Origin of the sequence: Oceanobacillus profundus, from assembly GCF_003515705.1 — a bacterium.
Taxonomy (GTDB): Bacteria; Bacillota; Bacilli; order Bacillales; family Amphibacillaceae; genus Oceanobacillus; species Oceanobacillus profundus.
On sequence record NZ_QWEH01000001.1, the window covers coordinates 61633 to 83382 of the forward strand.

Consider the following 21750-nt stretch of genomic DNA (forward strand, 5'->3'; position numbering starts at 1 on the left):
ATAGATATCAAATGCCTAAATCCTATAATGAGACAGGATTTAGGCATATTTTATTATAGAATTTTAAGCTGAATCTGCCTTAAGTTGATAAGCAACATCTATAAAAAAGACAATTACAGAAATAAATAATCATAGAAATGATACAGTTAACCTGTCTCTTACATAAAAAACAATCGGGATAGCAGGTGTACTAAACTAAAAGAAATAGTGAAATACTATTATTCCTCTGTCTTGTTCCTGGATTGGTTTGCTACTTCACTCTAGCCTTTAGTGAGTAAAGTCATTTACAAATAATTTAAACTAACTATATATTTCCTCAATATTTAACCTGTACAATTTGAAGATAAAGTATGTTGGATGATTCTTGTGAGGATCCAATTCTAAAGGGGATTTGTAAAGTGAAGGGAAAGCCGTTAGTTACATTTTTACTCCCTGCGTATAATGAGGGGGAAAATATTCATGAGTTGTATGACCAGTTGACCTCAGAAACGAAGAATTTATGTTACTCCTTTGAGTTTTTATTCATTGATGATGGCAGTATGGATGACACGTTAGAAAAAATCAAACATCTTACATATTGCGCTGATAATGTACGATATGTTTCTTTCTCTCGGAACTTTGGTAAAGAGGCGGCAATGTATGCTGGGTTAGAGCATGCGAGGGGGGAAGCTGTCATTATTATGGATACTGATTTACAACACCCACCCCATTTGATCTCATCTTTAATAAAAGGGCACGAGGCAGGCTACCACCAGGTAATTGCGAAGCGCAATCGAAAAGGCGAATCAAAGTTTAGCCAATTCCTCACGGGAAGCTTCTACCAGATGATGAATAAATGGAGTGCAGTCAATCTCCAAGATGGGGAAGGGGATTTCCGTTTGTTAAGTAGGAAAGCGGTAGACGCGCTTCTGAAGTTGAGTGAAGGGAATCGTTTTTCGAAAGGTCTCTATTCTTGGATAGGCTTATCCCAAACCACTGTTACGTATGAAAATGTAATCCGCAAAAAAGGAGAAAGCAAATGGAAGCTGTCTTCACTCATTACATATGCATTGGATGGCATGCTTTCATTTAACACGAAACCATTAAGATTGTGTTGTTATTTAGGACTCTTTACGATTTTGATCTCATTTATATATATTCTTATAACGTTTGTTTCTATTGTATGGAATGGTGTGGATGTGCCAGGATATTTTACAACGATTTCTGCAATTCTTTTTCTCGGTGGTGTTCAATTATTCTGTTTGGGAATTATTGGGGAATATATTGGTCGGATTTACAATGAAACGAAAAAACGCCCACACTATATTATTGATGAAAGTAATGCACGGAGATCGGATTTAGAAGTAAGAGCTATTATGCCATCAACACGAACGTGGGGATTATCAGAAAAACAGGAAAAAGAGAAAGTGAGTTCATGAATAAAGAATTTGTCCGTTTTGTCTTTGTGGGGATAATGAATACAATCCATTATTATGTTATCTATTTAATTTTAATACAGATATTGGGAGTGCATTATTTATCAAGTCATATTGCAGCAACGATCATCAGTATGTACATTTCCTATTTCTTGAACGTTTATTTTACATATAAAGTGAAGCCGTCATTAAAATCATTTTTGATGTTCCCGCTTACTCAAGTTGTTAACATCGGTGTACAAGCGTTATTACTCCTTATTTTAGTTGAGCTTTGGAATATCCCAAGTACATTTGCGCCAATTTTTGCGGTCGTTTTCACAGTACCAGTTACATTTTTCGTTACGAGGAGAATTTTACATTAATGCAAAAGCAAAATAGGAAGCAATGGATGATTATTGTCGTCGCTGCTTTAATTATTTCCATAGTATGCCATCTGTTTTTTATCGTTCAAAAAGAAGAAGGCATTCTTATGACAGGCTATAATGATGGAATTTCCCAGATGCTTCCATTCAAAAAATTTATTTATGATGAATATACGAGCGGTAATTTCTTTTATTCGGATTCGTTTGGTCTTGGGGGTGGATTTTATTCCCAACTCAGCTACTATTACACGACTAATATTTTTTTCATTTTTCATATTGCTTTTATTTTTATATTGGAAACGTTACATATTATTAATCATCCAGATTTAGCATTCTGGGCTTCAGCAATTTTACCAATGAGTATTGCGAAGCTTGCGGCAATCATCGTTATCACTACTATCTATTTTAAAAAAATAAATTTTCGACTTGCACCTGCATTGTTAGGCGCGATTGTTTACGCGACAAATGTTCTGTATTTCAGGCATGCAATGTATTGGGATTTCTTCACTGACGCGATGTTTTGGTTGATTTTATTACTAATCGGTGTGGAGAAAATAATACAGAAAGAATCCAAGGGAGTTTTTGTAGTTGGTGTAGCAGCAAATCTCATTACCAATTTCTATTTTGCTTATGTAAACTTCCTTTTAGCATTCTTTTATATTTTGCTTCGATTTGTAATCAAGTTTCATAAAAATGAAGAGAGTCCAGTAAAGCAAATCATACAATATTGTTATTTAGGGTTGATTGGATTTCTAATTAGTGGGTTCGCATTTATTCCGAGTATCGCTGCATATTTGGGAAATTATCGTCCGGAATATACGGATATAATTCCGTTATTGAATTTTACCGATAATATTTTATTTGACAGCCGAGTGCTTTTTTTGCCAGTTTTTATTGTCATGATGGTTTGTTTTATTCGTTTTTATAAATACCCTATTTTTCGCTTTTTTGCTGCTATATCAATAATGGGAACGTTTCTCCACTTTGTTCCTTATGTTGGAAGTATGTTTAACGGTTTTTCGGCACCACAGAATCGCTGGGAATATATCGTTTGCCTCGCTTTTGGAGGAGTAGCAGCGTTTGTTTTGCAACATATCAAGGAAGTAAAAGCAAAAGATGTTGCGATTGGTGTTGTTGCTTATACCCTTTTGGCTATTGCCTTTATCGAATATGATACGTATTCATTTGATCAAACATTTGATTGGATAATCCCGATTGCATCTGTTTGTTTCATTATTATCTTCTTTTTACGAAGGAATAAAACGGCGATTTCTATTAGTATTATCTTGATTATGGTCATTTCAGCAAATTTGTTTCAAGCAGTAAGATTAATGACTCCTCCCAAAGATGGGGAATTGGCTAGTGAATCGGTTTTGTTAAACTCGGACATCTACAATTCTTCAGAACAACGACAGCTCATTGAAGAAATGAAGAAAAATAAAGATACCGAGCATAGTCGAATTGATTGGATGGTACCGATGCGAAACAATACACCAATTGTCCAAGACTATGATGGGATGAGCGTATATTCGAGTATATTAAATGATAATCTGCTTTTTTTCTATTATCACTATGCTGAGATTAGTATGGACCGGGAAAGTGTGAGCAGATATGCAACACTTGGAGATAGAGCTAACCTTATGAGCCTATTTGATGGACAGTTTTATATGAGAGGAAAAGAAACAAAGACTGTGCCATATGGATTCATGCCATTGTTGGATAGTGAGCATTACGCAGCTTACGAAAATCAATTACTGCTTCCATCTTTTCGGAAAACCAATGTAAGGTATGATGCAAATGAATTGCTGGAGGAGCCTGTGTTAAAACGGGAACACGCGATGCTCTCAGGAGTAATTGTGGAAGAGGGCAATAATAATTCAGCTGAACAATTAGAGGCTACCGAGATTGATGATTACTCGATTCAAGCAGTAAATGCAACTTATGATGAAGAGAAGCTTCGTGTAGTGGAAGATGGTGGTGGGCTCGATATTTCCCTCGATCATCCAATAAAAAATGGAGATCTATATGTGTCCTTTTATATTGACGGGATTCGAAAACAAGATGAGTTTCTATTAGAGGTGAATGACTATCAAACGTTAAGGAAAGAGTCTGATTCCATTTATCAGACGAATATCAATGACCTTACGATTCGAGTTGAAGCGGATGACACCATTAAATTAAAGCTTCCAAAGGGGAATTACAGCTTAAAGAGTTTGCAGATTTTCCATGAGGATTATATGGTGTTGCGTGAAGTTCATGAACGATACGACGAGGAGGAAGCCTTACCTTTAAAATGGGAAAATGGCCTTGTGAAGGGGGAAGTTACTAGCGAAAAGAAAGCTGAAATGATTGTAACTCCTATTCCATATGAGAAGGGTTGGAGCTTGAAAATAAATGGTGACAAAGTGCCAATCGAAAAAGTTAACTATGCGTTTATCGGCATTCCATTAGAAGTTGGAGGTAATGAGATTGAGATGACCTACTATCCTCCGTATTTTGGCTGGACAGTCGGAATGACTGTTTTAGGGGTTGGAGTGCTTGGCTTTCTCTTTTATAGGGAGAAAAGGGAACCGGTAGATTACAGCAACAATGATAAAGGAGAAATCGACACACATGAATGAAACTATCTTACTCGAGAACTTACAAAAGAAAAAAATGGTTGCTGCCTTAAAAGAGCCAAAGTATATAGAAAAAGTAGTAAAATACAAACATAATTTAGGCGCGGCATTATTAATGACAGGTACGATTTTAACCGTGAAGCGCTATGTCGATTTTCTTCAAAAAAACGGACTCCCTGTTATTTTACATGTAGAACGAATAGGTGGTCTTGAAATGGACAAGGATGGGATCGACTTTGTGAAAAAATATGTAAAGCCAACTGCAATTGTTTCAACGAATCAGGGAATTATTAAACGAGCCAAAAAGGCAGGGTTATTCGTTGTTCAGCGTGTATTTCTAATCGATACTGATGTCTACCTCCACCTTGTTCAGGACCCTCGTAATATTCAAGCTGATATAATTGAATTAATGCCGAGCAGGGCACCGGACTTTATTGAAAAACTATCTAAAATATCACCTGTTCCTATCATTACTGGAGGGCTTCTGTCCTTACCGGAACATGCCAAAAGTGCATTTGATCATGGAGCTGCTGCTGTATCAACGTCTAACCCGGAAATGTGGAAGTTGGACTTGAACCAATTATAAAATTGAGCCAAAGAAAAGGCTGTTCACTCCAAACTATACGCAAAATTAACTTCTTCTTCACAATGATTTAGTATTTATACGTTACAATTGGGTGTGAAGTGAATAGTTTATTGGTGCAAATGAAGAGAGACCACAAATATTGAATGCTGTCTAAGGCATTTATATTATTTGTGGTCTCTTTTTTATGGAGGTGTTGGGAAACAAAAATTCTTCATTTAAAATCTTAGAAAACTTGGCAGTCGCCAAGCTCTTAGGCGATTGCCTTAGTTGCACTTATGCAAGCAGAAAAGTCATATACTTTCCTACTTGCCAAAAAAGGAGAGAACATGTGATTAAAATTGAAGATTATGATGTGTATAGTTTTGATTTAGACGGTACGATTTACATTGGAGATAGGCTATTGCCGGGAGCTGTGGAAACACTCGAATACATACGAAGCAACGGAAAGAAGGTTCGCTTTATTACAAATTCCTCGAACCTATCAAGAGAGGAATGTAAGGAGCGTTTAGAAAGACTCGGCCTCACCATTCAGCTGGAGGAAGTAGTAACTGCTCTTTATTTAGCGGGTCTATATTTTAAGGAACAGTATCCAGCAGCGAGGGTTTACGTTGTTGGCGATGATCAGGTGAAGGCGGAGTTGCATCGTCAATGTATTGAAACAATCGATGACCCAGCTAAAGCAACCCATGTTTTAGTTGGACATGACCGAGCTTTTTCCTATGATAGAATTCAACATGCAATGAATGCAATTTATCAAGGAGCTAAGCTTATTGTGATAAATCCCGATCCGATTTGCCCCGTCCCGAATGGATATATACCGGATACGATGACCTTTGCAAAGGCAATTGAGGTCGCTAGCGGTAGAGCGATCGACCAAATTATTGGAAAGCCAACTCATTATTATGCAGACAGATTGCTGGAGATAAGTGAGACAGACCCCAATCGGATTTTGATTGTTGGAGATAGGTTGGAGACAGATATTATGCTTGGACAAGCACACGGGTTTGCGACATGTCTTGTGCTAACCGGGGTAGTAAGTAAACAGGATATTCCTAAATCGAGAATCAAACCTGATTATGTGATAGAGAACCTATCTGAGCTGTTTGCATTCGAATTACCTTTAGAAAAAAGCCATCTTTTTGAACAACATCTTTAATAAAAGTTAACATTCGCTTCAAATCTAATTAATAGTAGTTTGATATAGTTAAAATTGTAAAGTGAATACATTCATGGTGCGATTAGAGAGACCTCAAAATAGGATATATGTGGGTATGCATATATATCTATTTTGGGGTCTTTTTTAGTATAAGAAGTGGAGGGGGTCATGGAAGAAATAAGTATCACTAATAGTGCGTGTACAAAAAGGAGGATGAAAAGGACCGAGGTCGGCTAAGGTCGCAACGTCCTGTTGCAACGCCGACACTAGCACGTCCTATGCGTCGAAGTTCGAGGCGGCGTAGCTTTGAGTAGCGGAACGTATGGGTTTAATACGTGAGCAGACGTTCTTGCACGCAGGAAAAGTGTTTTTTTGCGAGGAACGGAAAAGCAAGCCAACGAGCTTCTACAGGATGTGGTGACTTCGACGTTCGACACAGGACGTGTCGGTACTTAGTCGAAGATCTTCTGCTTTCGATGTGTCATTTTTACCGGACTTTTTGAACAACCTCTAATAGGTAAATAGAATTCTAATTTAAAACATGGAGGAATGAAAAATGAAGAAGCTATCTTATTTATTAATGTTTACTGTAATGATACTTGTACTTGCAGCTTGTGGTAATAGTGAGGCCACGGGTTCGAGTGGGGACTCAGGGTCAGAATCTGAAGGTAATGGTCCAATTGAAATTACGTATTGGTATGCATGGGGAGATAAGATTGGAGAAAACAATGAAAATCTAGTAGAGCAATTTAATGAAATGCAGGACGAAATACACGTTACTGCTGAATTCCAAGGTAGCTATGATGAGCTGCATTCAAAGACGCAAGCAGCATTTGCAGCTGGTAACGCTCCGGAAGTAACACAAAATGAAATTGCTTCGATTGAAACATTTGCAAAATCTGGTATGACCCAAGATTTAACAGCCTTTGTTGAAGAAGATGCAGATGAAATTGATATGGATGACTTTAATCCTGGTTTAATGGGGAACTCCTATGTTGATGACAAGCTTTATGGCCTACCTTACTTAAGAAGTACACCAATTGTATATATTAATAAGACAATGTTTGAAGAAAAAGGGATTGATCCAGCATCTATCCAAACGTGGGAAGATTTTCAATCAGCAGCTGAAAACTTAACAGATGACGAGCATGTTGGAATTTCAATGCCGGTAGATATTTGGTTCTATGAAGCATTTGTTGCTCAAGCTGGTGGAGAAATGGTTAATGAGAACGGCGAAATTGCATTTAACGGAGAAGGTGGAGTGGAAGCTCTTAACCTTTGGAAGGAAATGGTTGAAGCTGGAACAATGCGTGTTCCAGGTGGAGAACCACTGCAAGCAGCAGATATGGCGAGACAAGATTTTGCTACTGGCCGTGCGGGAATGTATTTCTCTTCTACAGCTGACTTAACATTAATGTTGCAGTTAGCGGAAGAAAATGGTTATGAATTGGAAACAATTATGTTCCCTGAAAATGAACAACGCAGTGTTCCAACTGGTGGGGCGAATTTAGTAATGACTACTGGATTAGATGAAGAAAAACAACAAGCTGCATGGGAGTTCATTAAATTTATGACTGCTCCAGAACAAACGGCTTATGCAAGTGAGTATACTGGATATTTACCAAGTCGACTTTCTGCAGTGGAGTCAGACACGATGCAAGAGCTTTATGAAGAAAAGCCACAATTTAAGGTTGCGGTAGATCAATTGCAATATGGAAATGCTCGTCCAATGATTGAAGGATATCCTGAGGTAGTAAAAATTCTTATCGAAGAAATTCAACGTTTAATGCTTGATCCAAGTTTGGAAGCTGGGGATGTGTTAGATCAAGCTGCAGAACGTTCGGCAAATGTGATTAAATAAGTGTTTTTACATAGGAACGTGGTGTTTCCTGTCACGTTCCTATGAATTAATTTTAACTTTAAGGAGTTATATCATGGCTAAAATTCAATTGAAAAATGTATCGAAAGCGTATGGTAATAATAAAAAGGTGATTGAGGATATGAATTTGGATATCCAGGATGGCTCATTTACGGTTTTGGTTGGTCCTTCTGGATGTGGTAAATCGACGACACTCCGAATTATCGCCGGTCTAGAAGACGTTTCAGCAGGGGAAATATGGATTGGAGATCAATTAGTTAATGATGTGGCACCTGGAAAAAGAGGCATTTCTATGGTCTTCCAAAACTATGCGTTGTATCCAACGATGTCTGTAAGAGGCAATATTGAATTTGGCTTGGAAAATATGAAAATACCAAAAGCGGAACGAAAAAAGATGGTAGAGGAAATAGCTGAGATTGTGGACCTTACCGAATACTTGGATAAGAAGCCGCAAAACTTATCTGGTGGGCAGCGTCAACGTGTAGCGTTAGCACGAGCAATGGTAAAAAAACCAGATGTTTTTATATTTGATGAACCATTATCCAATTTAGATGCGAAATTACGCGGGCAAATGCGAACGGAATTAATCCAGTTACATAAACGCTTGGGAACAACTTTTATCTATGTAACCCATGATCAGGTAGAAGCAATGTCGATGGGAGATGAAATTGTCATTTTAGATAAAGGTCATATTATGCAGCAGGCAGCACCGATGGAAGTATATCATAACCCGGCGAATCAATTTGTAGCGAATTTTATCGGTACACCATCGATGAACATTCTGTCAAAGTCAATGGTAGAAGAAAAAACTGGAACGATTACAGATGAGCGTATTTCCTATGTAGGTTTTCGCCCAGAGCATGCAGCTATGCAAGTGGAGAAGCTAGCTGCTTCTGGAATAAATCTCTCATGTGAAATAATTACAATGGAAACACTGGGTTCGGAAACACTATATTTGGTGAATAGTGATGCAGGGCAGTTTCAAGTGAAAAGCTTCCAAGCCCCATTAGTAGAAACGAAAAAAGTTGATATCACCATTCCAATGGATAAATTGTATTACTTTGATACGCAAGGTAATCGGGTTTTTGTAGAGGATATTCCTTTTCAGACTCCTGCCCGAGAGGTAAGAGGAGAGGTGCTCGTATGAGATCAGCGAAGTGGCGCCCATATTTTTTTGTTGCGCCCGCCATTATTGTTTTTCTAGTATTCTTCATTCAACCAATTTTTTATATGATTTACTTAAGTTTTCATGATTGGAACTTTATTAGCCCCGATAAAACATTTGTTGGTCTCGGGAATTTTAAAGATTTGCTGTCCGACCCTATGTTTTTAGAGGTAATTCGCAATACGCTGATGTATACATTTTTTACCGTTTTATTTTCAATTAGCCTTGCGCTGCTAATGTCTATTTGGTTGAATAAGCAAGGCTGGATGTACAGCTTTGTCCAAGGGGCTGTATTCAGTCCGCATATTATTTCGCTTGTATCCATTGCGATGCTATGGATGTGGATAATGGATGCTGACTATGGTTTATTAAATTGGGTTTTAAGTTTAGTCGGATTAGAAAAGGTTCCGTGGCTTACAGATCCCAACACGGCCTTGTCTTCGCTAATTATTATAGCAGTGTGGAAAAACATCGGTTATTTTACGTTAATCATTATAGCTGGCCTGCAAAGTATTCCAAAGCATTTATATGAAGCAGCTGCCTTAGATCGTACACCACCCTGGCGGCGATTTGCAAAGATCACTTTTCCAATGTTATCGCCTAGCTTATTTTTCTTAACGATTATAGGGATTTTGGACTCCATTAAGGTTTTTGAAACGATCAGCATTATTACAAAGGGTGGGCCACTTAATTCGACAAACACGCTTGTATACTACATATATGAAAACGGCTTTATATTCTTTAAAATTGGCTATGCATCAGCAGCCGGTGTTATTTTATTAGTCATTTTAAGTATTTTAACGTTGCTTTATTTTAAAGTTCTAAGTAAAAGAGTTCACTATCAATAGAAGGGAATGCGTACTTTGAAAACATCCTTGCCTTTAAAAATACTAAATGTGATTGGTTTAATTATAATGGTTGCAATCTTCGCTATGCCTTTTATTTGGATGATTTCCACGAGTTTAAAAACATTGGGAGAAACAATGGTGTTCCCGCCAAAGTGGATTCCAGATGAACTCATTTGGGAGAACTTTATATCAGCATGGAATTCTGGACCATTTTTACAATACTTTATGAATAGTGTCCTTGTATCGGTTGGAATTTTAATCTTTCAGTTTATTACCGTTATTCCTGCAGCATATGCATTTGCAAGGTATGAATTTCGCTTCAAAAATGTGCTGTTTAGCTTAGTCATGGTGACCATGATGATTCCGGCCCAGCTTATTTTCTTGCCAGTGTTTTTAAATTTAAGTGACTGGGGTCTTCTTGATACATTATGGGGCTTGATTCTGCCATTTGCTACAAGCGCGTTCGGGATTTTCATGCTGCGGCAAACGTTTAAACAAGTCCCAGAAGAATTATTAGAGGCTGCACGTTTGGACAATTCAACTGATTTCAAGATTATGATGAAGATTATGGTGCCAATGGCAAAACCAACGTTGATTACATTGGGCTTATTCAATTTCATTACGCATTGGAACGATTATTTCTGGCCGCTTGTTATGACAACTACAGAGAGTGCACGTACCCTTCCTGTTGGAATTGCACAACTGCGGCAGGTGGATGGCGGTGTTGCGTGGAATATTTTAATGGCGGGTAACGTTATTCTCGTCATCCCGATTTTAATAATCTTCTTCTTTGCACAACGCCATATTATTAGAGCATTTACGTATACGGGAGTTAAATGAATGGAGGATGGGCTTGTGGCTCATTCTTTTTTCGTTTGGGGAGAAGAAGAAAGGAGGTGCTAAATATAAGTCTCCATTCCAGAAAAAAAGGACCCTCCAGTAAAGGCCCTTGTTTCGTATTCTTAAACATATAAATTTCTTTTAATCAACTTTTCACGGTTAGGTGTAGTACCCATACCTAGTGGATTCAATTGGAAATGATTAATATTGGAACCAATTAGTTGTGCCATACCTCTTAATTCTGGACTTGCGACATGAGGCGATTGAATCGAAATTTCGTTATCATTTATTTCTAATATGCGGATACTTTGATCATCGAGTACAGCATTTGCTTGAACAAATGTCCAGTTATCTATTGTTTCAATGGAATCTTTGTGATTATGGCCGTTTATGTAAATACCGTTTCCTTTCTTCTTACGCAAAACGTCAAGAATTGGTACTTCAGGTTGAATGGATAAGTAAGGGAAATTAGAATTTGCTGTTGTATCGTAAACCGGATGGTGAGCAAAGATTATCACAAGCTTATCCTCACTCTCTGCAATTTCGGCTTCCAGCCATTGTAATTGCTTATCGTTTACGTAACCACTATAATCTTCGTGATCATGGTCCCGGGCAGTTTCCAAGGAGATAATGTTTACTTCATCTGTTGCAATTGAAATATTTTGTTCGCTGTTAGAAATGTTTAGAACTTCATCTCTTGAGACGCCGTATAGGTCATGGTTGCCAAATGTGTGAATAAAAGGTTTATCGTATTTACGAATGATTTCATAGACTTCGCGCAGTTCATCTTCTCTGCCAAAGTTGGTTAAATCACCAATAGAAACATAGTAGTCAGCTTCTATTTCAAAAAAAGTATGAAGAAATTTAGCATAGAATGCATCCCTAGCTTCTTTTACTTTCTCATTTTTACCAATCATAGATGGATAATGTAAATCTCCAATAAAAGCAATTCTCAAATGTATCCTCTCCTTATTGTTAATAACTCCATTATGCCAGTGAAATATTAACGGAGATTGGAGAGACTGTTAAGATTGCTTAAAATAAATCGCAAAGCATTGTTCTGAAACAGTATCATCCATAATAGAGTAAGAGGATTATATTATCTGCTTACTCTATCTAAGATGGTTTGTAAACATCTAAAACACACTTGGATAAGCTTTCACCATCGCATCGGAGATTGTATCCGCCATATGTCTTGCTTGTTTCTCAATTTCATCATATACTTCGATATCCTTTTGATAGTCTTTGTTAATCATCGCTACCGCTTCTTGTTTTGTTAAGTCTAAATGGTGATAAAACATTTCGCGGACTGCCTCTTCTGTTAAATAAGGATTAATGCTGTTTAGGAAAACAGCAATTTCATCTGCGTTTGCGTACCATTTTTGTTCTGCTGTCATTGCTGCTTGCTCATCACCGGCTATTGCTGCCTTGACAAGGTCTGCCGCAATTAGAAGATGCTCTTTAATTAAGTTGCCATACGTTTCCGCAACAACATCCCCGTATAGGCGGCGAATCATATTACCCATGTCTGTCGCATTTCTCAGCAGACGTGTGAGGACAAAGTCGATATCTGGCAAATTAAATGTAAGACTAATAATGGCCATTCTCGTCCATGCGACATGTTCCTCCCAAAGACTTCGCATATCATTTCGATAATCAACCTCTGCCTGGCTTATACAATGATCTGGTCGTACTTGCTGGTTGGGCGAGTGTGCGACTGGTATCGAAATTTTTTGTCCGGTATGCAGATAGTTGGGGTTTATTCCAGGATTAACAGCAAAAATTTCTTCTGCAGTTGTTTGATATCGATATGCCAATAACCAGTAATTATCGCCTGGTTGAACGGTATGGTAAAAAAGATTATTCATCTTACACGTTCACTCCTTTGTTTATATTCAACTCTAATAAAATTGAATTGGGTGTGATTATAGTTTATTCAAATTGTGTGGGTGGGTGCTTGGAGATGCGAGGAAAAATGATGGGGAATTTTATGGTCGCTCACTTATGATGATGAAAAAACTTGGTGCTAATTGTATAGCACCAAGTTTAGGATCAATAATAAAATTTAATCAATTCTTGAATAGGGCAATAAATAATACTTATCTGTATATAGGGTGCTTTTAAGGGCTTCTAACAGTGACCCCAATTGGGTGCAGTTCACCTGCCTCCATGTACTCTAAGATAATACGTCATTTAAGTATGTTTTTACAGCTTCTGGATTTCCTAAAATATTCTTAGCACGTTCATTATCTAACTCCAGCTTTTTTAACGCCTCTTTTAATACGTCTTGTTCTATTGGTCTTGGAATAACAACGACACCATCAGCATCACCTGCGATAATATCACCAGGATTAATGGCTGTTCCACCACACGAGATGGGTACATTAATTGTCCCTCCGCCTGCTTTACCGCATGCTGCAACGGTCGTTCCTTTACAGAAGACAGGAAACTCCAGGTTTTTACTGCCTTCTAAATCGCGAATAACCCCATCAGCCACTAATCCACCAAGGCTAAGGGTTTTTGCCATACCGATTACAAAGTCACCAGCAATTCCGCGGTACGTGTCATCCTTGGCGTCGACTACGAGGACATTTCCAGCTTTTGCTGTTCTAATTGCTTTTAAAACGGCAACATTATCACCGACAGGCATCTTCACAGTGTATGCCCTGCCAATTAATTTATCATTTGTTTTTAACGGTTTAATTGATGAATGTAGATTATTAAGTCCATTCATTGCGTCAGATATACAAGTTGTTGGAATACGGCTAAATTGTTCAAGAATACTCTACACCCGATTACCTCCTGATAATGCAGACTTGAAATTAATCACTTTCTTAAAATATAGTATACTAGCAATAGTTCGTAAAATACTAAAATCGTATTATCAACCATAATAAAAATGAATAGCAAAAAAGGTGGAGGAGTTGCGATATGCGGAGTCAAGATTGGTTAATTTTAAAGCATCTTTATGCAACGAAAAATATTACCAAAGCGGCACAGCGTTTATATATTTCACAGCCGGCATTTTCTAGTCGGTTAAAACAGCTCGAAAAGGAATTTGGCATCAAAATTGTAACTAGAGAAAGAAGGGGCGTGAATTTTACCCCTCAAGGAGAGTATTTAGCAAAGAGCGCAGAAGAAATGCTGCTGAAGATACAGGAGATAAAGGAAAATATAGCAAACATGGATCGTGAGGTAGTGGGCACCATTAAATTCGGTGTATCCAATTTTTTTACAAAGTACAAGCTTCCAAGGCTGCTGAAACTTTTTAAAGACAGGTACCCAAACGTTGATTTTCAAGTAACGACAGGGTGGAGTCGGGACATGTTTCATGCGTTATATAACAAGGATGTACATATTGCGTTTGTAAGAGGCGATTATCCGTGGCTTGGTCGGAAACAGCTATTATTTGAAGAACAGTTATGTATTGCTTCAGCGAAGGAATTAGATATTGCTGATCTACCTAATCTACCAAGAATTGATTATAAAACAGATAGCTTGCTCAAGTCTTTGATTGAAGAATGGTGGACAAAAACATATTTAAAACCGCCATTCATTACGATGGAGGTTGACCAAGTTGATACGTGTAAGGAAATGGTAGCAAATGGCCTAGGGTATGCCATCATGCCTAGCATGATACTGAACGGAATGGAAGATATCTATAAGATTAGCTTAACAGATAAAGAAGGAGAAGCTTTATTAAGGAAAACATGGATGCTTTACCATGATGAATCACTAGAATTAAATGTGATCAAAGTATTTGTTGCATTTATAGAAGATCTTGATACCCAAGATATGAATGGAAAAATATATGAAGAAAGATGAACCAGACTTATAGTGGACGAGTTTGGTTCATTTTTTTTAGGAAAGCATTTGTAACAGCTATCCAAAAAACAAATAGCTATCCATAAAATATCAGTATTTTAATTATTACTGAGTTTAAATTAATATAAACATAGATTGAATTATCAAACATTGATAGGAGTGGTCATGATTTCTCAGTTTCGGGTATCTTGTGCGGTTTATCGTGGTGGAACAAGTCGGGGGATATTTTTTAACAAGGAGGATTTACCAGAGGACAGAAAGCTTCAATATAAAATATTTATGTCTGGAATTGATGCCTATAATCCTTCGCAGATTAATGGGCTAGGAAGTGGGACATCGCATTCAAGCAAAGTATGTGTTATTTCCAAGTCAAATCATAATGAGATTGATGTAGATTATACTTTTTACCAGATTGGGATTGGTGAAGAGCTTGTAGATGACAAAGGGACATGTGGGAACCTGATGGCTGCTGTCGGTGCCTATGCTGTTGATGAAGGTTTAGTTGATGTGGAGCCTCATGCTAATCAGATAGATGTGAAGGTATTTAACACAAATATTAAGCGCGTACTCACCATAAATGTTCCTGTAATAAATGGAAAGGCAAAGGTAGCTGGAGATTACATGGTTCCTGGATTAAGCCAGCCAGGAGCAAAATTCGTAATAAGCATCCTTGACCCTGGTGGAGGAAAGACAGGAAGAACATTGCCACTTGGATCAGTATACGCATTAAAAACAGAGGAGAAAAGCTACGATGTAACCTTTGCTGATGCAGTCAATCCATTTGTATTTGTACAAGCGAAGGATCTAGGAATAACCGGAGTAGAGCCGAATCGTGAATTGGCGAGTAACAAAGCGTTGTTAGATGAAATAGAGACCATTCGCTCCAAAATGGCAGTAGTATCTGGAATGGCAGCGACTATTGCTATTGCAAAACAAGCCCCATCTGTACCGAAAATAGCTATCGTAACAGAGCCACAGGATTATGTGACACAGGAGGGGGAGCTTATCAAGGCAGATGATGTTGACCTAGTTGCAAAAATGCTTTCCATGGGTGCTTTTCATCGTACGTTTGCAGGAAGTGGACTTTATTGTATCGCTGCTGCAGCTATGTTGCTAGGAACCATTGTCAATCGTTTTACGAGGGAGCCAGACAATAATCATGAACGAATTATTCGTATTGGACACCCCGAGGGAGTCGCCAACGTAAAAGTTGCCAGGTATAAAGATAAACTGGATATCGCTTATGTTGGACTAGAACGAACCGCGAGGAGAATTATTAAAGGGGATTTGTACATTCCTGAATAATGAAGAAAGAAGTGGAGGTAACAGCATGCTGGAGCTGAAAGACAATGATATTTACAAGGCAAAATCGTCCTTTACTGCTAATGGAAAGAACTATCATTATTATCGTTTGCAAGCACTGGAAGAGGCTGGTATTGGTAATATTTCCAAACTGCCTTATGCAATTAAAATTTTACTGGAGTCTGTTTTACGGAAATATGATGGGAAGGTTATTCAACAAGAACATATTGAAAATCTAGCCAATTGGGGAGAAAGGGACAGTCAGAGAAATGCCGTTGTCCCTTTTATGCCATCGAGAATCGTATTGCAGGATTTTACCGGCGTTCCGGTCATTGTTGATCTCGCTTCGTTGAGAAAAGCGGTGAAAGAGATGGGAGGAGATCCGGAAAAGATAAATCCTGAAATACCAGTCGACCTTGTCATTGACCATGCGGAGCAGGTGGATAGATTTGGTACAAGGGGGTCACTGCAATACAATGTGAACCGTGGGTTTGAATTAAATTTGGAGCGTTATAAATTTTTTAAGTGGGCCACACACGCGATAAACAACTTTCGGGCTATCCCACCATCAACAGCAATTATTCATCAGGCAAATCTGGAACACCTTGCCTCGGTTGTATATTCTGTAGTAGATGGGGATAAGCGTCTTGTATATCCAGACACGTGTTTAGGTACAGATTCCCATACACCAATGATTAACGGGATTGGTGTTGTTGGCTGGGGTGTTGGCGGAATTGAAGCAGAAGCAGCGATGTTAGGTCAGCCATCCTTTTTCCCATTGCCAGAAGTAATCGGTATTCGTTTAAAAGGTAAGTTATCACCTGGGACGACGGGAACGGATTTAGCGCTTTATATTACAAATCTGCTTCGTCAGAAAAACGTAGTTGGCAAATTTGTTGAATTTTTTGGGGAAGGGCTTAACAGTTTGTCCGTAGCGGATAGGGCAACGGTTGCCAATATGTCACCGGAAAATGGGGCGACCATCACCTATTTTCCAGTAGATAATAAAACGCTTGATTATTTGCGATTGTCTGGGAGAACCGAGGAACAAGTGGAACTTGTAGAGGCATACTGTAAAGCGAATGGGCTTTTTTATACAAATGATGCCAATGCTCCTAGTTATTCAGAGGTTATTGAGCTTGACCTGACAAGCATAGAGACATATGTAGCTGGTCCAAAACGTCCTCAAGATTTAAACCGATTATCCGAAGTAAAAGATTCATTTAGAAAGGCGCTCGTCCATGAGGTTGGTAATCACGGGTATGGGCTAAATGAAACAGAGATTCATAGAGAGGCAAAGATCAATCATAAAGAAGGGCAAACATCTATCTTAAAAACAGGAGCAATTGTCCTTGCAGCGATTACAAGCTGTACGAACACATCGAATCCGCATGTGATGATGGCAGCTGGATTACTTGCAAAAAAGGCAGTTGAAAAAGGGCTTATCGTTCCACCTTACGTCAAAACAAGTCTGGCACCGGGATCACAGGTTGTTCCTGATTATTTACGTAAAGCAGGTTTATTAGATTCCCTAGAGAAACTAGGTTTTTATCTTGTCGGTTTTGGTTGCACAACTTGTGTAGGTAATTCTGGTCCACTACCGGAGGAAGTTGAAAAAGTAATAGAAGACAAGGATTTGATTGTAGCTGGGGTTCTATCGGGAAATAGGAACTTCGAGGGACGCATTCATCCACTAATAAAAGCGAACTTTCTTGCATCGCCGCCGCTCGTTGTTGCCTATGCATTAGCGGGTACAATGGATATAAATTTAACTACGGATTCACTTGGCAAAGACAAGTTGGGCAATGATGTTTTTTTGGAAGATATCTGGCCAACCGATTTCGAAATCGAGCAAAAGATTAGGGAGACGATTACACCTGATTTATTTGAGAACCAACATAAGAACATATTTACTGGAAGTGATGCGTGGAATAAGCTGGAAATAAGCGAAGGGCTGCTCTATAACTGGGACGAAGACTCCACATACTTAAGAAATCCACCATTCTTTGAAAATATATCAAGAGAACCAAACGGGATTCGTCCACTTCAAGGTCTTCGCGTTTTACTTAAGCTTGGTGATTCCATTACCACCGATCACATTTCTCCTGCGGGAGGTCGGATTCCGATACAAAGTATAGCTGGAAAATACTTATTGGGCAAAAATGTTGATCGCCATCACTTTAGCTCATATGGAGCAAGGAGAGGTAATCATGAAGTAATGATTCGTGGCGGCTTTTCCAACATTCGACTTAGAAACCAGCTAGCCCCAGGGAAGGAAGGCGGCTATACGACATACTTTCCTACTGGTGATGTAATGCCAGCGTATGATGCTGCCATGGAATACAAGCAAGATGGAATTGGCTTATTCGTTATTGCGGGAATTGACTACGGAATGGGAAGCTCACGTGATTGGGCTGCAAAGGCAACCCAGCTTCTTGGTATAAAAGCAGTTTTAGTGGAGGGCTTTGAACGCATTCATCGAAGCAATCTTGCGTTAATGGGGGTGCTGCCGCTTCAATTTAAACCAAATGAAAATGCCGAAACACTAGGATTAACAGGCAATGAGCTATACGATATTGATATAAGGGACGATGTAAAGCCAGGTCAGCATATTTATGTCACGGCAACAGGTATGGATGGGTATAAAAAGGAATTTCAAGTTATTGTTCGTTTGGATAGTGACATGGAAATGAGGTATTATCAGCATGGCGGCGTACTTCCAATGGTTTTGCGTGATAAAGTGAATCTTTAATCCGTTGTTATTTTTCATTCCCCGCTTATAAGGAATATAGAATAAGCCTTCGGGCGTCTTAAATCTGTGGTTCGCCTATCAAAATGCACTAATCCCCCAGGGGAACAGTGCATTTTTTATTTGTTTATCCACTTTTGAATAGTCAGAAATCTGCTTGATTTTCTTTACTGTGTCTGCGTAAAATGGGAATACAGTAACGATTAATTTTGGCTATATAGTAGAAGGGAGTTGAGCGGAAAATAAGAGTCTCATTACAAACAAAACTACTTACCCTTATTATTTCGCTGCTATTATTTATTTTCATTTCATTAACAGGAATCTATTCCTATTTTGAAGCGGAGCAAACAGAGGAACATATGGGACAGCTTGCCTTACAAGTTGCAACAACCGTCTCTTTTATGCCAATGGTAGTAGAAGCATTTGATGATGAGAATCCCTCACAAGTTATTCAGCCAATTGTAGAACAAATACGGAAAGAAATGGGGGCGGAGTTTATCATTGTAGGTAACAAGGAGAGTATCCGCTTTTCACACCCCCAGGAATGGAAAATTGGTCAAAAAATGGTGGGCGGAGACAATGACCAGGCATTAATTGACGGAGAGTATTACATTTCTGAAGCAGTAGGATCTTTAGGTCCATCTCTTCGTGGGAAAGCACCGATTTTTGATAATGATGGCAATATTATCGGGATTGTTTCTGTCGGTTTTATGCTGGAAGATATTAGAGAAGCAACAATTGAAAATTTAATTAAATACAGTCAAGCTGCATTATTCGTTTTACTACTGGGAATCGTTGGTGGTGTATTCCTTGCCAGAAACATTCGGAAGGATACCTTAGGGTTAGAACCGCATGAAATTGGTTCTCTATATCGAGAACGAAATGCGATTCTCGATTCGATTAAAGAAGGCGTAATCGCGATTGATGAAGATGGAAGAATCACAATGATGAATACCACTGCACAAAAAATTCTTGGAATTACCGATGAATCCAAGCATCAACCAATAGAAACAGTTATACCAAATTCACAAATGTACAAGGTATTAGAATCCGGAATCATTGAAAATGATCAAGAGCTCTTATTAAAGGATAGAATCATCATCGTTAATCGAACGCCAATAATGGAAAAGGGAAAAATCGTTGGTGTTGTTTCAAGTTTTCGTGATAAAACAGAGATGACAGAAATGGTTAACACACTATCAGAGGTTAGAAAGTACTCAGAGGATTTGCGTGCACAAACACATGAGTATACGAATAAGCTTTATGCGATTTCTGGATTGCTGCAGCTAAAGGAATACGACGAAGCGATTAAATTAATTCATGCGGAATCAGCCATCAATCGTAATCAAAATCGAATATTGTTCGAACAGATTCATGACCATAAAGTCCAAGCTATTTTACTTGGGAAATTAGGAAAAGCATCTGAAATGAGAATCACATTTTCGATTGATCGTAGCAGTTATTTGAGAGCGCTGCCAAAGCGTATTGATATTTCAAAACTAATCACCATATTAGGTAATATTCTTGACAATGCTTTTGAAGCAGTGTCTGAAAGTGAGCGTAAGGAAGTCACTTTCTTTGCAACAGATATTGGAAATGATATTGTATTTGAAGTTGCTGATACGGGAATTGGGATGAATGATGAGGTTCGAAAGGATATTTTTAAAAGAGGAGTCTCGACAAAAGGTGAACAAAATAGAGGATTTGGATTGGCCATTGTTAAACAGATTGTTGATGAATTAAATGGGACAATCGAATTGCAAATTCAGAATAGTGGTGGGGTTGCCTTTACTATCTTTATTCCAAAGGAAGTAAAAAATGTTGTTTAAGAGGTTGTTCAATCTTAAGGGGGCATAAAGATGATTCGAGTTGCCATTGCGGAGGATGATTTTAGGGTCGCATCCATTCATGAGAAATTTCTTTTAAGAATAGAAGAAATAGAAATTGTTGGTAAAGCGTTAAATGGGAAAGAGACACTTCAATTATTAAAGGACAAGCCTGTTGATTTATTGTTACTTGATATTTACATGCAGGATCAACTTGGCACCGATCTTTTGCAGGAAATAAGAAAATATTTCCCTCGTGTTGATGTGATTATGATTACTGCGGCAACAGATAAGGAGCTTGTCGAAATATCGATAAGAAATGGAGTTATTGATTATATTATTAAACCTGTATCATTAGAACGATTTACAGCAACAATAGAGGAATATAAAAAACGACGACAGATATTAGATAATAAAACAGACATTAGTCAGAAGGAAGTTGACCAGCTAATTGGTTTTACCAAGTCAGCTACGAAACAACGTGAAGTTATACCTAAAGGAATTGACCCACTAACATTAAAACGGGTAAAAAAAATCATGCAATCAATCGAAGGTGGAATATCTGCTGAAGAAATGGGAGAGAGAATGGGAGCATCACGAACGACTGCGAGAAGGTATTTGGAATATATTATTTCTACTGGGGAAGGAACGGCAGAGCATGAGTATGGAATTGTTGGGAGACCAGAAAGAAAATATAATATCTTGCAGGTAAAGAAGGTATAAAATTTTAGCAAGACGTGAATCCGTCGCAATTAAAATCTAAAGTCAAAGTTCGAAGGATAAGAAAAGCTAACACATTCGCTAGAGATAAGTGAATACAAATTTTTAAAATAATCGCCTCTTGGAAAAGGGGCTTTTTATTTTACTAAGACGGGATAAAATTAGGATTGCAGTAACTTTATTTCACTTGGAGCATTTACCTACAGCTGAATTTTAAGTTCGTATTCTAAAGGGTGGATGAAAAGGAAGAGGTCAGTAAAATTAACAACACCTTTGGGACTGTGCTTACTCGTCTCATCGAAAAGTCTTTTATAAATCACCGTGAACTTTATGAACAGAATAAATTTAATATATTTTAATTTTATTATTTTGAAAACGGTTACATTATTATTGTGAGCGCGTTATAATTTCATTCAGAAAAGAATTAATATTCTTTCATAAACGAAAACTAGGGGGGAA

Annotated in this window: 17 protein-coding genes; 14 read left to right on the plus strand and 3 right to left on the minus strand. The window is 38.1% G+C overall.

Features of this window, described 5'->3' with window-relative positions; translation table 11 throughout:
* Window positions 1-398 precede the first annotated feature (398 nt).
* The 9 genes from D1B32_RS00300 (at window position 399) to D1B32_RS00340 (ending at window position 10869) form a co-directional block, all read left to right on the plus strand.
* Window positions 399-1418: a glycosyltransferase family 2 protein gene (locus D1B32_RS00300; protein ID WP_240033688.1), complete on the plus strand. Its 1020-nt coding sequence runs from the start codon at window positions 399-401 to the stop codon at window positions 1416-1418.
* Complete coding sequence (locus tag D1B32_RS00305; RefSeq protein ID WP_118888298.1) at window positions 1415-1777, plus strand: GtrA family protein; 363 nt, start codon at window positions 1415-1417, stop codon at window positions 1775-1777. The genes D1B32_RS00300 and D1B32_RS00305 overlap by 4 nt, the downstream gene beginning before the upstream one ends.
* Window positions 1777-4398 (plus strand): YfhO family protein, encoded by a 2622-nt coding sequence (locus D1B32_RS00310; RefSeq protein ID WP_118888299.1) that lies wholly within the window; start codon window positions 1777-1779, stop codon window positions 4396-4398. The genes D1B32_RS00305 and D1B32_RS00310 overlap by 1 nt, the downstream gene beginning before the upstream one ends.
* Window positions 4391-4981 (plus strand): glycerol-3-phosphate responsive antiterminator, encoded by a 591-nt coding sequence (locus D1B32_RS00315; RefSeq protein WP_118888300.1) that lies wholly within the window; start codon window positions 4391-4393, stop codon window positions 4979-4981. Before D1B32_RS00310 ends, D1B32_RS00315 begins: the two co-directional genes overlap by 8 nt.
* Before the next feature lie 328 nt (window positions 4982-5309).
* Window positions 5310-6137, plus strand: a complete 828-nt coding sequence (locus tag D1B32_RS00320) for an HAD-IIA family hydrolase (protein WP_118888301.1) — start codon at window positions 5310-5312, stop codon at window positions 6135-6137.
* A gap of 556 nt (window positions 6138-6693) precedes the next feature.
* Window positions 6694-7998 (plus strand): ABC transporter substrate-binding protein, encoded by a 1305-nt coding sequence (locus D1B32_RS00325; RefSeq protein WP_118888302.1) that lies wholly within the window; start codon window positions 6694-6696, stop codon window positions 7996-7998.
* Window positions 7999-8071: 73 nt separating this feature from the next.
* Window positions 8072-9163, plus strand: coding sequence for an ABC transporter ATP-binding protein (locus D1B32_RS00330; RefSeq protein ID WP_095310322.1), 1092 nt, complete (start codon window positions 8072-8074; stop codon window positions 9161-9163).
* Window positions 9160-10029, plus strand: coding sequence for a carbohydrate ABC transporter permease (locus tag D1B32_RS00335; protein WP_095310323.1), 870 nt, complete (start codon window positions 9160-9162; stop codon window positions 10027-10029). The genes D1B32_RS00330 and D1B32_RS00335 overlap by 4 nt, the downstream gene beginning before the upstream one ends.
* Window positions 10030-10035: 6 nt before the next feature.
* Window positions 10036-10869: a carbohydrate ABC transporter permease gene (locus D1B32_RS00340; protein WP_118888303.1), complete on the plus strand. Its 834-nt coding sequence runs from the start codon at window positions 10036-10038 to the stop codon at window positions 10867-10869.
* A 122-nt stretch (window positions 10870-10991) separates the two neighbouring features.
* Here D1B32_RS00340 and D1B32_RS00345 read toward each other — a convergent pair whose 3' ends face one another.
* From D1B32_RS00345 to D1B32_RS00355, 3 genes are all read right to left on the minus strand, one after another.
* The gene (locus D1B32_RS00345) at window positions 10992-11825 is read right to left on the minus strand and encodes a metallophosphoesterase family protein (protein WP_118888304.1); all 834 of its coding nucleotides are present in this window, start codon (window positions 11823-11825) and stop codon (window positions 10992-10994) included.
* 180 nt (window positions 11826-12005) lie between these two features.
* Entirely contained in the window at window positions 12006-12737 is a 732-nt protein-coding gene (locus D1B32_RS00350; protein WP_118888305.1) for a LysM peptidoglycan-binding domain-containing protein, read from the minus strand.
* A 308-nt stretch (window positions 12738-13045) separates the two neighbouring features.
* Complete coding sequence (locus D1B32_RS00355) at window positions 13046-13603, minus strand: RraA family protein (protein WP_240033689.1); 558 nt, start codon at window positions 13601-13603, stop codon at window positions 13046-13048.
* Window positions 13604-13800: 197 nt separating this feature from the next.
* On the opposite strand from D1B32_RS00355, the gene D1B32_RS00360 reads away from it, so the two are divergent.
* From D1B32_RS00360 to D1B32_RS00380, 5 genes are all read left to right on the plus strand, one after another.
* On the plus strand, window positions 13801-14694 hold the full coding sequence (locus D1B32_RS00360; RefSeq protein ID WP_118888306.1) for a LysR family transcriptional regulator: 894 nt from the start codon (window positions 13801-13803) through the stop codon (window positions 14692-14694).
* Between the two features lie 165 nt (window positions 14695-14859).
* A complete protein-coding gene (locus D1B32_RS00365) occupies window positions 14860-15999 on the plus strand; it encodes a PrpF domain-containing protein (protein WP_240033690.1) in 1140 nt (379 codons plus the stop codon).
* A gap of 25 nt (window positions 16000-16024) precedes the next feature.
* Window positions 16025-18748: an aconitate hydratase AcnA gene (gene acnA, locus D1B32_RS00370; RefSeq protein WP_205126971.1), complete on the plus strand. Its 2724-nt coding sequence runs from the start codon at window positions 16025-16027 to the stop codon at window positions 18746-18748.
* Window positions 18749-19044: 296 nt separating this feature from the next.
* Complete coding sequence (locus D1B32_RS00375) at window positions 19045-20574, plus strand: ATP-binding protein (protein ID WP_338045033.1); 1530 nt, start codon at window positions 19045-19047, stop codon at window positions 20572-20574.
* A 30-nt stretch (window positions 20575-20604) separates the two neighbouring features.
* The gene (locus D1B32_RS00380) at window positions 20605-21294 is read left to right on the plus strand and encodes a response regulator (RefSeq protein ID WP_118888307.1); all 690 of its coding nucleotides are present in this window, start codon (window positions 20605-20607) and stop codon (window positions 21292-21294) included.
* The last annotated feature ends 456 nt before the right edge of the window (window positions 21295-21750 follow it).